Origin of the sequence: Streptomyces flavofungini (assembly GCF_014650815.1) — a bacterium.
Classification (GTDB): Bacteria; Actinomycetota; Actinomycetes; order Streptomycetales; family Streptomycetaceae; genus Streptomyces; species Streptomyces flavofungini.
This window is the reverse complement of sequence record NZ_BMVR01000006.1, coordinates 254,272-269,634: the sequence shown is the minus strand read 5'-3', so window position 1 is coordinate 269,634 and position 15,363 is coordinate 254,272. Positions and strand designations below refer to the sequence as shown.

Sequence of the window (15,363 nt, the reverse complement as noted above, 5' to 3'; positions counted from 1 at the left end):
ACCGCCCTCCTTGCTGCCAGGGCCCAGGGGCCAGATCAGTCTTCGCCCAGGTACGCCTTGCGGACCGACTCGTCGTGCAGCAGGTTCTGTCCGGTGCCCGACAGGACGATGTTGCCGACCTCCATGACGTGACCGTGATCCGCGAGGGACAGCGCGGCCTGGGCGTTCTGCTCGACGAGCAGGATGGTGGTGCCCTGGGCCTTGAGCTCGCTGATGGTCTGCATGATCTTCTGCATCATGATCGGTGAGAGGCCCATGGAGGGTTCGTCGAGCATGAGGAGCTTGGGTCGGGACATCAGGGCGCGCCCCATGGCGAGCATTTGTTGTTCGCCGCCGGAGAGGGTGCCCGCGGCTTGCTTGCGGCGTTCTCCGAGGATGGGGAAGAGCTCGTAGGCGCGTTGGATGTCTTTTTCGATGCCTGCTTTGTCGTCGCGGAGGTAGGCGCCGAGTTGGAGGTTTTCGGTGATGGTGAGGCGGGGGAAGATGTGCCGGCCTTCGGGGGAGTGGGCGAGGCCGAGGGCGACGATTTTGTGGGCGGGGACGCCGTGGAGTGGCTGTCCGTCGAAGGTGATCTTTCCGGCGAGTGGTTTGAGGAGGCCGGAGAGGGTGCGCAGGGTGGTGGTCTTGCCGGCGCCGTTGGTGCCGATGAGGGTGACGACCTGCCCGGCTTCGACGCTGAAGGAGATGCCTTTGACGGCTTCGATCTTGCCGTAGGCGACCTTGAGGTCCTCGACCTCGAGCAGTGTGGTCACAGGCTCTTTCCTTCCGGACCGGTGGTGCGGGTACCGGATGTGTCGGTACCGGTGGTGCCTGGTGCGGTGTCGTCGGGGGCGGTCGTGGCCTCGGCTTCGGCGGCCTCGACTTCGGCGACTTCGGCGGCGCCGGGGGCGCCTTCGAAGGGGGTGCCGAGGTAGGCGGCGACGACGCGTTCGTCGGCCTGGACGACTTCGGAGGTGCCTTCGACGAGTTTTTCGCCTTGGACGAGGACGGCGACGCGGTCGCAGAGGTTGAAGATGAACCGCATGTCGTGCTCGATGACGAGGACGGCGATGCCTTGGTCGCGGATGGCGAAGACGAGTTCTTCGGCGGCCCGGGTTTCTTGCGGGTTCATGCCCGCGGTGGGTTCGTCGAGGAGGAGGAGGCCGGGTTCGCTGGCGAGTGCGCGGGCGATTTCGAGCTTGCGTTGTTCGCCGTAGGGGAGGTTGCGGGAGAGGTGGTCGGCCTTGTGGGCGAGGCCGATGAATTCAAGGAGTTCCATGGCTCGTGCGTGTGAGGCGGCCTCGGCCCGTTTGAATCCGGGTCCGCGCAGGAGTGCTGACCAGAGGCCTTCCTTGGTCCTGGTGTGGCGTCCGACGAGGACGTTTTCCAGGACGGTCATGTTGGCGAAGAGCCGGATGTTCTGGAAGGTGCGGGCGATGCCTGCGTCGGTGACGAGGTGGGGTTTGGCGGGCAGCACGGTGCCCTTGTAGGAGACCTTGCCCTCGGTGGGGACGTACAGGCCGGTGAGGCAGTTGAAGAAGGTGGTCTTGCCGGCGCCGTTGGGTCCGATGAGGCCGACGATTTCGCCGCTGTTGACGGTGAGGTCGACGGAGCGGACGGCGGTGAGGCCGCCGAAGCGCATGGTGACGCCGCTGGCTTCGAGGACGGTGGTGGTGGTTGTGGTGGTCATGGTGGTCACGCCCCCGCCTTGCTGGCGCCGACGGTTCCTTCGGGCAGTTTCTGCTGGTCGGGTACGTCGAGTTGGTCGGTCTCGTGGTATTCGAGCTGGGCGCGCTTGTTGGCGACGAGGCCTTCGGGCCGGAAGCGCATGAGCAGGATGAGCGCGAGGCCGAACAGCAGGAGCTGGTAGTCCTCCAGGAACTGGAGTTTGGCCGGGATGAGGTAGAGCAGGGCCGCGCCGATGAGGGGTCCGCTGATGGTGCCCATGCCGCCGAGGATGACGGCGGCGAGCAGGAAGGCGGAGTTGGGCGGCACGGTGTTGGCGAACAGGTACTGCTCGGGGGTGATGCTGTACGAGACGTGTGCCTGGACGGTGCCGGCGAACCCGGCGAGGGTGGCGCCGAGGGCGAAGGCGATGAGTTTGACGCGGAAGCCGTTGATGCCCATGGCGGTGGCGGCGGTCTCGTCCTCGCGGATGGCGACCCAGGCGCGGCCGATGCGGGATTCCCCGGAGCGGCGGAAGACGAGGACGACGACGGCGGTGAAGAACAGCATCAGCAGGTAGTAGTTGGCGGGCCTGCTGAGGGTGAAGCCGAGCACTTCGTGTTCGACGCCGAGGTTCCAGCCGAGGATTTCCAGGTCGGGGATGTTGGGGATGCCTTGGGCGCCGTTGGTGAGGTCGGGTCCGGCGCTGCCGTTGAGGTTGTTCATGGTGATGCGGAAGATCTCGCCGAAGCCGAGGGTGACGATGGCGAGGTAGTCGCCGCGCAGTCGCAGGGTGGGGGCGCCGATGATGACGCCGAAGGCGAGGGAGGCGGCGGCGCCGGCGAGGACGGCGGCCCAGAAGGGGAAGTGGACGTCGAAGGTGGATGCGGGCGATCCGGAGACGAGGGCGGCGGTGTAGGCGCCGACGCCGAGGAAGGCGACGTATCCGAGGTCGAGGAGTCCGGCGAGGCCGACGACGACGTTCAGGCCGAGGGCGACGGTGGCGAAGATGAGGATGTTGACGCCGATGAGGGCGTAGCTGGCGTCGCTCTGGGTGAAGGGGAACATGGCCGCGGCGACGATGGCCGCGGTGAAGGTGACGTTGCGGTGTTTGACGGTGAGGGTGTTGAGGCGGGGGATGAGTCCGGCGCGGTTGAGCGCGGTGGCGCCGAAGATGGTGGTGATGAGGAAGCCGATGAAGAGTTCGGAGTAGGCCTCGATGCCGTAGGCGAAGACGTAGAGGCCGATGCCGAACGCGACGGCGATGATGAGGATTTCGACCCATTCGGGCAGGGTCTTGGCGCGCTTGGGTGCGGGTGCCTTGAGGCTGGCGCGCAGGCGCTGCCAGGGGTTGGCGTGGGGTTCGTCGGCGGGCAGGTCGGAGGGGAGTCCGAGGGCGCCGATGGTGGCGACGAGGGCGCCGATGCCGGAGATCCAGGCGCCGGGTTCGAGGTTGACGACGCCGCCGAGGTGTTCGGCGATGGCGCCCATGGTGTAGCCGGTGGAGCCGAGGACGCCGAGGCTGAGCAGGACGACGGGGCTGTTGGTGCCGCCGGGGGTGAGCCAGCCGAGTCCGCGGATGCCTTGGCCGGAGAGGGCGAAGAGCAGGGTGAGGGCGGAGCCGACGAGGGTGATGATCTGGAGGCCGCCGGGGTAGCCGGTGACGGTGAGGTCGCCGGGGAAGTCGGTGGTCCAGGTCCAGGCGAGGAAGGTGCCGATGAGGGCCGTGGCGGAGCCGGCGAGGACGGCGATGCGGGCGACGGCGGGGGGGAGGGGGAGGGTGGAGGTGGGCAGGGCCGCGGGGGTCTTGCCGGGCTGTGCCGTGTTTCCGGTGGTGTGGGTTGTCATGGGTATCACGCCCGATCCGCGACGCGTTCGCCGAGTAGGCCTTGGGGCCTCAGGAGCAGGACGAGGATGAGGAGCGCGAAGGCCCACACGTCCTTCCAGGCGCCGCCGCCGAACTGTTCCATGCCGGGTACGTCGGCCATGTAGCCGGTGGCGAGGGCTTCGGCGACGCCGAGGACGATGCCGCCGAGCATGGCGCCGTAGATGTTGCCGATGCCGCCGAGGACGGCTGCGGTGAAGGCTTTGAGGCCCATGATGAAGCCCATTTTGAAGCCGACTTGGCCGTTGTGGAGGCCGTAGCCGACGGCTGCGACGGCGGCGAACGCGGCGCCGATGGCGAAGGCCATGACGATGATGCGGTCGGTGTTGATGCCCATGAGCTTGGCGGTGTCGGGGTCTTGGGCGGTGGCCTGCATGCCGCGGCCGGTGCGGGTTTTGTTGACGTAGTAGGCGAGGGCGAGCATGCAGAGCGGGGCGGCGAGGATGAGGAAGAAGTCGCCGCGTTGGATGTCGGCGCCGAGGATGTGCACGGGGTCGCCGCTGAACTGCGGGAAGGTGCGGTCCTTCTTGGCTTCGGGGTACCACTTCCAGACGGCCTGCTGGAGCAGGATGGACAGGCCGATGGCGGTGATGAGGGGGGCTAGGCGTGGTGCGCCGCGCAGGGGGCGGTAGGCGAAGCGTTCCGCCGCGGTGCCGACGGCGACGGAGACGATGACGCCGCCGATGATCATGAGTGGGATCGCGGCGAGCAGCGAGAATCCCTCGGGGAGCCACAGGGAGACGGTGAGGGCGCCGAAGCCCCCGACCATGAAGATCTCGCCGTGGGCGAAGTTGATGAGCTGGACGATTCCGTAGACCATCGTGTAGCCGATCGCGATGAGACCGTACATCGCGCCGAGGATGAGTCCATTGGCCAGCTGTTGCGGCAGTTCGTTCACCGCAGGGCCTCCGTTGGTTCGGATATGGCACCGCGCGGGAGCGCTGGTAGCGCTTCCCGCGCGGTCTTGAGTCAATGGGTGTGCGTGAGATTTACCGGGGCTTGTAGGCCTCGCTGAACTTGGATTCCCACTTGTTGTTCTTGACCTCGTACGCGGTCATCATCGTGTTCGTGGTGTCGCCGTACTCGTCGAAGGAGACGCTGCCGGTGACGCCGTCGAACTTGACCTTGCTCATGCTGGCGAGGACCTTCTCGCGACCGTCGTCGGGGAGCTCTCCGTCGTTTTCGTCGACGGCGATCTTCACGGCTTCGATGATCGCCCAGGTGGCGTCGTAGGTGCCGCCACCGTAGGTCTCCATGTTTTCCTTGTAGTTCTTGTTGTATTCCGAGATGAACTTCTTCGCGGAGGGGAGTTCCTCGACGGGGGCGCCGACGGAGGTGCCGAAGTCGCCTTCGGCCTTCTTGTTGAGCTTGGGGAACTCGTCGCTCTTCATGCCGTCGCCGCCCATGAGGGGCACGTCGGCGCCGGATTCCTTGAGCTGCTGGCTCAGGGGGGCGGCGGCGGGGTATTCGCCGCCGTAGTAGACGGCTTGGGCGCCCTTGCCCTTGACCTTGGAGGCGACGGACTTGAAGTCGCGGTCTTCGGGGTTGACGTGGTCCTGGCCGACGATCTTGCCGCCGAGGCTGGTGAAGGTGTCCTTGAAGGACGCGGCGAGGCCGGCGCCGTAGGTCTTCTGGTCGTCGATCAGGTAGACCTTCTTGATCTTCGCCTTCTGGAACAGGTACTGGGCGGCGAACTGGCCCTGGACCTGGTCGGTGGTGGCGGTGCGGAAGAAGGTCTTGAACTGGCGCTTCTTGTCGCCCTTCTTCCAGCCGTCGCCCTGGGTCAGCTCGGTGCCGGTGTTGGCGGGCGAGATCTGGGTGAGGCTGGCGTCGTTGAAGGGCTTCTGCATCGACTGGGAGACGCTGGAGTTCAGCGGGCCGACGACGCCGATGACGTCTTCGTTGCTGATGAACTTCTGGGCGTTCTGGCCGCCGACGGAGGGCTGGGCCTGGTCGTCGAGGGGCTCCAGCTTGAACTCGACGCCGTCGACCGTGTTCTCCTTGTTGGCGGTCTTGACGGCGAGCTCGGCGGAGTTGCGCATGCCGATGCCGAGCGCGGACAGGTCGCCGGTCAGGGGGGCGTCGAAGCCGATGGTGACCGTGGTCTTGTCCCCGGAGTCCTTGTCCTTGTCCTTGTCGCGCGACCCGCAGGCGGTGAGGGTGAGTGCCCCCGTGGTCAACACCGTGGTGAGGATGAGCGCGGAACGGTTTCGCACGATGGGTCCTTTCCCTGGCGCGGTCCCCTCTGCGGAGGAGCCGTGAAGATCGCCGGGCCGTACTGGTGGTGGTACCGGGCCGTGCAATTCAGTTCGCGCCCGGCGGCGCGGTGACTGGCCGTGACTCTAAGGGGGCAATTGATCCAGGTGGAGTGGTCGAGCCAAGGCTGTGACGCTCTTGTTATGCCACGGAGTATTCCGCGCTGGCACGCAGGGGTCGGTTGTGGCGGAATATGCACGCTTCGGCAGATCCCGCCCATGGAATCCGTGCAGGAGCGTTAAGTGGTTTCACTCATGACAGCCGTGTTCGGGGGGTATGCGGAGCCGAACGCCCGGAAATGATCTTTTGCGTTGCGTGGCGTGCTTCGGGCGGGTCGCGAGCGGATTGCGCGCGCATTACGCAGCGTTACTTGGACGAAAAGGGAGTCCGGCATTCCGTGCCACTTTTCCGCTTTCGCGAATGTGCGCGGTCAGGAGTGTTTTTGCGTAGCACTCCTGTTTTTGAGGTGAAGACCACGGTGTGCGCACGGGTGCGGTGGTGCGGTGCCCGGGTGGCGTGCTCCGGATACGGTTGGTGACGACTCGTGTCCGATATCCGGGCATGGCCGTGTCGGGGCTTGTTCCCGTCGGGCCGTGCGGGCGGGGGGAGTTGGGCGGGGCGGGGGCTCGGCGTGGGGCGGAGCGAGGGCGTCCGCCCGTGCGCTACCAGGGGTTTGGGCCGGGGCCGCCGTCACGGTAGCGGTCGTCGCACTTCTCGCGGGCCTGGCGGCGCATCAGGTTCCGGCCCGCGTCGGCCCCGTGGCGCTCGCGCTCGGCCTTCGCGGCCTTCAGGACGTCGAGCAGGATCTCGTACTGGCCGTTCGACAGGCCCTGGTTCTGGTAGTCGCCGTAGGGCTCCTTGCCGAAGTCGTAGACGTCGCGCCCCCACTTGACGATGAGGATCGCGCACAGGTCCTCGGGGGACGTGGTGCGCGGGGCGGGGGTCTTCGGAGTGCGGGCGCCCTGGGCGTGGCCGGTGCCCGAGTCCCCGCAGCCGGCGGCGACGGGCAGGAGGACGCAGAGGGTGGCGGCGAGAGCGAGCGCACGGCGGAGCCTGCGGGGCCTCATGCGTCGACGCTAGGCCGGGGGCGCCCGCTCCGGCAACGCTCTGGCGCTAGGCCGAGGGCGCCCGCTCCGGCAACGCTCCGGGCGCCCCCTTCCGGCGGGCGGCCGGGCTGTGCTGCCGCCGCCCGCCCTTCCGGCTTGAGTTCAGGCGGTGGGGCCGTCGCCCGCGGCGTTCGCCCCGTCGATGTCGGGCACCGCGTCGACCGGCCGCAGCAGGCACGTCAGGCGGGCGGTGCACACCCGCTTGCCGTCCTCGTCGCTCACGACGATCTCGTACGTCGCCGTGGAGCGCCCCCGGTGCACCGGCGTGGCCACGCCCGTGACCAGGCCCGAGCGCACCCCCCGGTGGTGCGTGCAGTTCAGGTCGACGCCCACGGCGAGCTTCTGGCTGCCGCCGTGCAGCATCGAGCCGACCGACCCGAGGGTCTCGGCGAGGACCGCGGACGCGCCGCCGTGCAGCAGGCCGTACGGCTGGGTGTTGCCCTCGACGGGCATGGTGCCGACCACGCGCTCGGCGGAGGCCTCCAGGATCTGCACGCCCATGCGCCGGCCGAGGTTCCCGGCGGAGAACAGGGCGGGCAGGTCGACGCCGAGCGCGGCGTACTCGTCGATGACCTCTTGCGGGAACTTCGTCGTGTGCTGCTCACCCATCGGGCCGTGCTCCGTTCGTCGACGACACCTGACAACAACCGCGGCGGCCACCGCGATGGCGCGCCGGTCGCTGAGCGAACGCTCAGTCGGTCGCCGATTGTTCCAGGCGTACGACCACGGACTTGCTGGCGGGGGTGTTGCTGGTGTCGGCCGTGGCGTCCAGCGGCACCAGCACATTGGTCTCCGGGTAGTACGCGGCCGCGCAGCCCGGCGCCGTCGGGTAGTGCACGACGCGGAAGCCCGGCGCGCGCCGCTCGACGCCGTCCTGCCACTCGCTGACCAGGTCGGTGTACGAGCCGTCGGCGAGGCCCAGCTCGCGGGCGTCGTCGGGGTTGACCAGGACGACGCGGCGGCCGTTCTTGATGCCTCGGTAGCGGTCGTCCAAGCCGTAGATCGTGGTGTTGTACTGATCGTGGGAGCGCAGCGTCTGGAGCAGCAGGCGCCCCTTGGGGAGCGCCGGGTACTCGACGGAGGCGGCCGTGAAGTTGGCCTTGCCGGTGGCCGTCGGGAAGCGGCGCTCGTCCCGCGGGGCGTGCGGCAGGGCGAAGCCGCCGGGGTGGGCCACGCGCGCGTTGAAGTCCTCGAAGCCGGGGATCACGCGGGCGATGCGGTCGCGCACCGTGGCGTAGTCCTTCTCGAACTCCTCCCACGGCGTAGCCGATTCGGGGCCGAGGACGCTGCGGGCGAGGCGGCACACGATGGCGGGCTCGGACAGCAGATGCGGGCTCGCGGGCTCCAGGCGTCCACGGGAGGCGTGCACCATCCCCATGGAGTCCTCGACGGTCACGAACTGCTCGGCGGTTTTCCCCTTCGGGCCGACTTGAAGATCGCGTTCGGTGCGGCCGAGGGTCGGCAGGATCAGGGCGCGCGCGCCGGTCACGACGTGCGAGCGGTTGAGCTTCGTGGACACGTGCACCGTCAGGCGGGCGCGTCGCATCGCCGCCTCCGTGACCTCCGTGTCGGGCGACGCGGACACGAAGTTGCCGCCCATCGCGAAGAACACCTTCGCCTCGCCGTCGCGCAGCGCGCGGATGGCGCGGACGACGTCCAGGCCGTGGTGGCGCGGCGGCGCGAACCCGAACTCCTTCTCCAGGGCGTCCAGGAACGCGGGCGCGGGCCGCTCGAAGATGCCCATCGTGCGGTCGCCCTGCACATTGGAGTGGCCGCGCACCGGGCACACGCCCGCGCCGGGCCGCCCGATGTTGCCGCGAAGGAGCAGGAAGTTGACGACCTCGCGGATCGTCGGCACCGCGTGCTTGTGCTGCGTCAGACCCATCGCCCAGCACACCACCGTGCGCTTCGAGGCGAGCACCATGCGCAGGGCCTCCTCGATGCGGGCGCGGTCCAGGCCGGTCGCCGTCAGCGTCTCGTCCCAGTCGGCGGCGCGGGCGGCGGCGGCGAACTCCTCGTACCCATGGGTGTGTTCGCGTACGAACTCCTCGTCGACCGCGCCCTCGGTCTCCAGGACGAGCTTGTTGAGGAGGCGGAAGAGGGCCTGGTCGCCGCCGAGGCGGATCTGCAGGAACAGGTCGGTGAGGGCGGTGCCCTTGAGCATGCCCTGCGGGGTCTGCGGGTTCTTGAAGCGCTCCAGGCCCGCCTCGGGCAGCGGGTTCACCGTGATGATCCGCGCGCCGTTGTTCTTCGCCTTCTCCAGGGCGGAGAGCATGCGCGGGTGGTTCGTGCCCGGGTTCTGCCCGGCGACGATGATCAGGTCCGCCTGGTAGAGGTCTTCCAGGAGGACGCTGCCCTTGCCGACGCCCAGGGTCTCGGTGAGGGCCGATCCCGACGACTCGTGGCACATGTTCGAGCAGTCGGGCAGGTTGTTCGTGCCCAGCTCGCGCGCGAACAGCTGGTACAGGAACGCCGCTTCGTTGCTGGTGCGCCCCGACGTGTAGAAGAGGGCCTCGTCGGGGGAGTCGAGGGCGGCCAGCTCCTCGGCGACGATGTCGAAGGCCCGCTCCCACGGCACCGCCTCATAGCGGTCGGAGCCCTCCGCCAGGTACATGGGGTGGGTGAGGCGGCCCTGCTGGCCCAGCCAGTACCCACTGCGCGTGGCGAGGTCGGAGACCGGGTGCGCGGCGAAGAAGTCCGGCGTGACGCGGCGCAGCGTCGCCTCCTCCGCGACGGCCTTCGCGCCGTTCTCGCAGAACTCCGCCTTGTGCCGGTGCTCCGGCTCGGGCCAGGCGCAGCCGGGGCAGTCGAAGCCGTCCTTCTGATTGACGCGCAGCAGGGTGAGAGCCGTGCGCCGCACGCCCATCTGCTGCTGTGCGATGCGCAGGGTGTGGCCGATGGCGGGCAGCCCGGCCGCGGCGTGCGGGGCGTCCGTGACCTGCGGCGCGTCCTGGACCGGATCACCCTTGGGCGGCTTGCTGGCCATGGCCTGCTCCTCTTCGAGCGCCTACGTGACGTACGTCTCCGATCCTCCCACGGGGGGCTGACACAACTGCTCGCCGGGCTCGGGATGGCCTGAGTGTCAGTGGGGCGTGGCAGGATCGGGGGCGTGGCAGAAACAGCAGCGAAGAAGAAGTCCGAGCCCGTCGCGAGCACCGCGAAGAAGACGGGGAAGGCGGCCCCGGCCGGCGGCGGCGAGCGGCCGCGCCTGCTCCTGATGGACGGGCACTCCTTGGCGTACCGGGCGTTCTTCGCGCTGCCCGCGGAGAACTTCACGACGGCGACGGGCCAGCCGACGAACGCGATCTACGGCTTCGCTTCGATGCTGGCGAACACGCTGCGCGACGAGGCGCCCACGCACTTCGCGGTGGCGTTCGACGTCTCGCGCAAGACCTGGCGCTCCGCGGAGTTCAGTGAGTACAAGGCGAACCGCTCCAAGACCCCGGACGAGTTCAAGGGGCAGGTCGAGCTGATCGGCGAGCTGCTCGACTCGATGAACGCCGTGCGGTTCGCCGTCGACGGCTTCGAGGCGGACGACGTCATCGCCACGCTGGCCACGCAGGCGGAGGCGGCCGGTTTCGAGGTCCTGATCGTCACCGGTGACCGTGACTCCTTCCAGCTGATCACCGAGCACGTGACGGTGCTGTATCCGACGAAGGGCGTCTCGGAGCTGACGCGCTTCACGCCGGAGAAGGTGGAGGAGAAGTACGGCCTGACCCCGGCGCAGTATCCGGACTTCGCGGCGCTGCGCGGCGACCCGTCGGACAACCTCCCCGGCATCCCCGGTGTCGGCGAGAAGACGGCCGCGAAGTGGATCAACCAGTTCGGTTCGTTCGCGGAGCTGGTCGAGCGCGCCGACGAGGTCAAGGGCAAGGCCGGGCAGAACTTCCGCGACCACCTGGACGCGGTGAAGCTCAACCGCCGCCTGACCGAGATGGTCCGCGACGTCGAGCTGCCCAAGGGCGTCGACGAGCTCGCCCGCGCCCCGTACGACCGCAAGGGCCTCGCCCTCGTCCTGGACACCCTGGAGATCCGCAACCCCTCGCTGCGGGAGCGGCTCCTCGCCGTCGACCCGGGCGCCGAGGAGGCCGAGCCCGCCCCGGCCGCCGAGGGCATCGACCTGGACGGCGCCGTCCTCGGCGCCGGCGAGCTCGCCCCCTGGCTCAGCGAGCACGGCACGGCGGTCCTCGGCCTGGCCACCGTCGACACCTGGCAGCTCGGCACCGGTTCGGTCACCGAGGTCGCGCTCGCCGCGGCCGGGGGAGCCGCGGCCTGGTTCGACCCGGCGCAGCTCGACGAGGCCGACGAGAACGCCTTCGCGGGCTGGCTCGCCGACGCGGACAGGCCCAAGGTCCTGAACAACGCCAAGGGCGTGATGCGGGTCTTCGCCGAGCACGGCTGGAGCGTCGACGGCATCACCATGGACACCGCGCTCGCCGCGTATCTGGTCAAGCCCGGGCGCCGCTCCTTCGACCTGGACGCGCTGTCCTTGGAGTATCTGGGTCGCGAGCTGGTGCCCGCGGCGGCCGACGGGCAGCTGGCGTTCGGCACCGAGGACGAAGAGGGCGCCGAGGCCGACGCGCTGATGGTGCGGGCCCGCACCATTCTCGACCTGGGCACGGCCTTCGGCGAGCGCCTCAAGGAGGTCAACGCCGCCGGACTCCTCACGGACGTCGAGCTGCCCACGTCCACGCTCCTGGCCCGCCTGGAGCGGCACGGCATCGCGGCCGACCGCGCCCATCTGGAGTCCATGGAGCAGCAGTTCGCGGGCGCCGTGCAGCAGGCCGTGAAGGAGGCGCACGCCGCCGCCGGACACGAGTTCAACCTGGGCTCGCCCAAGCAGCTCCAGGAAGTCCTCTTCGGCGAGCTGGGCCTGCCCAAGACGAAGAAGACGAAGACCGGGTACACCACGGACGCGGACGCCCTCGCCTGGCTCGCCGCCCAGACGGACAACGAACTGCCCGTGATCATGCTCCGCCACCGCGAGCAGGCCAAGCTGCGCGTCACCGTCGAGGGCCTGGTCAAGTCCATCGCCGCGGACGGCCGCATCCACACGACGTACAACCAGACGGTGGCCGCCACCGGCCGGCTCTCGTCGACGGAGCCGAACCTGCAGAACATCCCCGTCCGCACCGACGAGGGCCGGGCCATCCGCCGCGGCTTCGTCGTGGGCGAGGGCTTCGAATCCCTGATGACCGCCGACTACAGCCAGATCGAACTGCGCGTCATGGCGCACCTGTCGGAGGACGCGGGCCTCATCGAGGCGTTCACCTCCGGTGAGGACCTGCACACCACCGTCGCCTCCCAGGTGTTCGGCGTGGAGCGGTCCGGCGTCGACGCGGAGATGCGCCGCAAGATCAAGGCCATGTCGTACGGCCTGGCGTACGGCCTCTCGGCCTTCGGCCTGTCCCAGCAGCTCGGCATCGAGGCGGGGGAGGCGCGCGGCCTGATGGACACGTACTTCGAGCGCTTCGGCGGGGTGCGCGACTATCTGCGCCGCGTCGTCGACGACGCGCGTGCGACGGGGTACACGGAGACGATGCTGGGGCGCCGCCGCTATCTGCCCGACCTCAACAGCGACAACCGGCAGCGGCGCGAGATGGCCGAGCGGATGGCGCTGAACGCGCCGATCCAGGGCACGGCGGCCGACATCGTCAAGATCGCGATGCTGAACGTGGACCGGGCGTTGACCGACGCGAAGCTGACCTCGCGGATGCTGCTGCAGGTCCACGACGAAGTCGTCCTCGAGATCGCTCCGGGGGAGCGGGCGGCCGTGGAGGAGCTGGTCCGGCGGGAGATGGCCGGAGCGGTTTCGCTTCGAGCGCCGTTGGATGTGTCTGTGGGCGTGGGGGCCGACTGGGAGTCGGCCGCGCATTAGCCTCCGGCTCGGGTGGGGGTGCCTCTGGGCGTGGGGCTTCTGGTTCCGTTGCCCGGGGCGCCCTTGATCGCGCTGCGCGCTCGTCCTCAATCGCCGGACGGGCTCAATCAGGGGGCGTCCTTGGTCGCGCTGTGCGCTCGTCCTCGATTGCCGGACGGGCTCAATTAGGGGCGTCCTTGGTCGCGCTGCGCGCTCGTCCTCGATCGCCGGATGGGCTTGATTGGGGGCATCGTCGATCGCGCTGCGTACTCGTCCTCGATCACGGGGCGGGGTGACCATGTGGGCCGCAGCGGGGTGACCCTGTGGGCCGCATATGATGCGCGGGCAAGGTGAACACAGCCCGTCCGGCGGTTGAGGACGAGCCGACAGGCGATCGACGGCATGCCACGCCGGGGGCATCCGTGACACAGCCCGAGGCCCCCGGCCAGAAAGGCGCACGAACGGGTGTCTGGGCTCCGGAAGTTGTCGTAGTGTCGCCTGAGTCGTCCCGTCAAGGGCGCGCGGGTGCGCCGGGACGCACGGGCTGGGTCGTCAAGGGGAGGGGTCACGGACATGGCGGCGGTATTCGGCAGTCGGGTGCGCAGGACCGCGGTGACCACCGCGGTCGCCGCCGCGGCGGTGGCGGCGCTGGCCGCCTCGCAGGCCCCGGGCGTGACCAACGACCAGGCGCGGGACGACCGGGCGGGCGCCGCGGACACCTCGCCGTCCCCGGACGGCGACTCCGCCACCGGTGACTCGCCGTACTACACGGACCTCCCGCCGCTGCACAGCCCCGTCCCGCCGAGCTCCAAGCCCGGCGGCGGCGTGGCCATAGGCGACAAGGAAGCGGGCCTGCCCGCCACCGTCCTGGACGCGTACAAGAAGGCCGAAGCGGCCGTGCGCACCTCCCGGCCCGGCTGCAACCTGCCCTGGCAACTGCTCGCCGCCATCGGCAAGGTCGAGTCCGGCCAGGCCCGCGGCGGCCGCGTCGACGCCGACGGCACGACGCTCACGCCCATCCTCGGCCCGGTCCTCGACGGCAACGGCTTCGCGAAGATCACCGACACCGACCGCGGCGCCTTCGACGGCGACACCACGCACGACCGCGCCGTCGGCCCCATGCAGTTCATCCCCTCGACGTGGGCGAGCTGGCAGCAGGACGGCAACGCCGACGGCAAGAAGGACCCGAACAACATCTACGACGCCGCGCTCGGCGCCGCCCACTACCTGTGCGCGGGCGGCCGCGACCTCGCCGACAAGGACGACCTGCACGCGGCGATCCTCAGCTACAACCGCTCCACGGAGTACCTGAACACGGTCCTGTCGTGGCTGGAGTACTACCGCAAGGGCACCCACGAGGTCCCCGACGGCTCCGGCGTCCTGCCCGACGACCGCAGCGACGAGTCCCGGCCCACGCCCGGCCCCTCGACGCGGCCCGTCCGGCCCACTCCGCCGGCCACCACCCCGCCGAAGCAGCTGCCGAAGCCGCACGAGCCCGGCAAGACGCCCGGCGGCGACTCCAAGCCCCCCGGCAAGCCCGGTGGCGGCTCCGAGACCCCGAAGCCGCCCAAGCCCGGCGGCGACCCCGGCACGCCCAAGCCGCCGAAGCCCCCCAAGCCGTCGCCGTCCGAGCAGGTCTCCCGCCTGAAGAACGCGGGCGCCGCGGAGCTCACGGCGACCGCGGGCGACGCCTTCGCCGGGCGGGTCGCGGCCAAGGCGGAGAACCGCAACGGCATCGGAGTGCCCAAGGTCAAGGTGCGGTTCACCGTCTCCGGCGACACGGACACCCGGTTCGAGGGCGGCGCGCGCAGCGTCACCGTCACCACGAGCGGCACCGGCACGGCCACGGCTCCGGTCGTCGAAGCGGGCGAGCAGACCGGTGAGTTCACCGTCCGCGCCCGGGTCGTGGACCGCTCCCTGACCGCTGTGGAGGTCCCCGCGACCGTCACCGCGCGCCAGGCCGACGCCCTGGTCCGCACCAGCGACAAGGCGCTGACCTGTGAGCCCGGCAAGGCCTTCGCCGACCAGGTCGAGGTCAAGGCGACGTACAAGGGCGAGAGCGCCGAAGGCGTCGCCGCCACCGCCACCATGATCAAGTCGGCGCAGGACTCCACCGCCAACGACAAGGGTCCCTACTTCAAGGACGCGGACGGCAAGCCCGTGCGCACCCTCAAGGGCCTCAAGACCGACGAGGACGGCAAGCTGCTGCTGCCGAAGATGTACGCCGACGACACCGCCGGGACGTACCTCCTGCGCATCGTCACCAACGGCGGCGCCACGCTCACCGTCGAACTGAAGGTGGCGGCGCCCGCCGCGTGAGCGGCCACCCGCACACAGCACCCCGACCGCCTCCGGCCCGCAACGGGCCGGGGGCGGTCCGCGTTTGTGCAACGTGTTCTCATCTGGCCTGTCCGTTGCTACGGTGCCCCCGCCCTGACGAACAGTCAGTTCCCGGTTCCAGCCGCCTCGGGAGGCCCGCATGCGCGCCCTCATCGCCGCCGCCACCGGCCTCGCCGTCGCCTTCGCCCTGGTCCTGACGATCACGGCCATCGGCGCCCCGTCCGGTGAGACCTCGCCCAAGCCGCTGCTCACCACCGTCCCCAAGCACCCGTAGG

Annotated in this window: 11 protein-coding genes; 3 read left to right on the top strand and 8 right to left on the bottom strand. The window is 69.7% G+C overall.

Annotation, left to right across the window (positions count from 1 at the left end; translation table 11 throughout):
* Nucleotides 1–35: 35 nt before the first annotated feature.
* The 8 genes from IE274_RS17675 to IE274_RS17640 all read right to left on the bottom strand — a co-directional run bounded on the left by IE274_RS17675 (nt 36) and on the right by IE274_RS17640 (nt 9,877).
* Nucleotides 36–752, bottom strand: coding sequence for an ABC transporter ATP-binding protein (locus IE274_RS17675; protein ID WP_190116740.1), 717 nt, complete (start codon nt 750–752; stop codon nt 36–38).
* Entirely contained in the window at nt 749–1,669 is a 921-nt protein-coding gene (locus tag IE274_RS17670) for an ABC transporter ATP-binding protein (RefSeq protein ID WP_233102870.1), read from the bottom strand. The genes IE274_RS17675 and IE274_RS17670 overlap by 4 nt, the downstream gene beginning before the upstream one ends.
* Before the next feature lie 5 nt (nt 1,670–1,674).
* Nucleotides 1,675–3,492, bottom strand: a complete 1,818-nt coding sequence (locus IE274_RS17665; protein ID WP_229909621.1) for a branched-chain amino acid ABC transporter permease — start codon at nt 3,490–3,492, stop codon at nt 1,675–1,677.
* A gap of 5 nt (nt 3,493–3,497) precedes the next feature.
* Nucleotides 3,498–4,427: a branched-chain amino acid ABC transporter permease gene (locus tag IE274_RS17660; RefSeq protein WP_190116738.1), complete on the bottom strand. Its 930-nt coding sequence runs from the start codon at nt 4,425–4,427 to the stop codon at nt 3,498–3,500.
* Nucleotides 4,428–4,518: 91 nt separating this feature from the next.
* Entirely contained in the window at nt 4,519–5,745 is a 1,227-nt protein-coding gene (locus IE274_RS17655; RefSeq protein ID WP_190116737.1) for a branched-chain amino acid ABC transporter substrate-binding protein, read from the bottom strand.
* Nucleotides 5,746–6,447: 702 nt separating this feature from the next.
* Nucleotides 6,448–6,852, bottom strand: a complete 405-nt coding sequence (locus IE274_RS17650) for a hypothetical protein (protein WP_190116736.1) — start codon at nt 6,850–6,852, stop codon at nt 6,448–6,450.
* A 141-nt stretch (nt 6,853–6,993) separates the two neighbouring features.
* Nucleotides 6,994–7,500 (bottom strand): PaaI family thioesterase, encoded by a 507-nt coding sequence (locus IE274_RS17645; protein ID WP_190116735.1) that lies wholly within the window; start codon nt 7,498–7,500, stop codon nt 6,994–6,996.
* A gap of 82 nt (nt 7,501–7,582) precedes the next feature.
* On the bottom strand, nt 7,583–9,877 hold the full coding sequence (locus IE274_RS17640) for an FdhF/YdeP family oxidoreductase (protein ID WP_190116734.1): 2,295 nt from the start codon (nt 9,875–9,877) through the stop codon (nt 7,583–7,585).
* Between the two features lie 231 nt (nt 9,878–10,108).
* On the opposite strand from IE274_RS17640, the gene polA reads away from it, so the two are divergent.
* The 3 genes from polA (at nt 10,109) to IE274_RS17625 (ending at nt 15,362) form a co-directional block, all read left to right on the top strand.
* Complete coding sequence (gene polA, locus IE274_RS17635) at nt 10,109–12,769, top strand: DNA polymerase I (protein ID WP_229909644.1); 2,661 nt, start codon at nt 10,109–10,111, stop codon at nt 12,767–12,769.
* 552 nt (nt 12,770–13,321) lie between these two features.
* Complete coding sequence (locus IE274_RS17630; protein ID WP_190116732.1) at nt 13,322–15,067, top strand: lytic transglycosylase domain-containing protein; 1,746 nt, start codon at nt 13,322–13,324, stop codon at nt 15,065–15,067.
* Between the two features lie 160 nt (nt 15,068–15,227).
* Nucleotides 15,228–15,362: an SPW_0924 family protein gene (locus tag IE274_RS17625; RefSeq protein ID WP_190116731.1), complete on the top strand. Its 135-nt coding sequence runs from the start codon at nt 15,228–15,230 to the stop codon at nt 15,360–15,362.
* Nucleotide 15,363 lies beyond the last annotated feature (1 nt).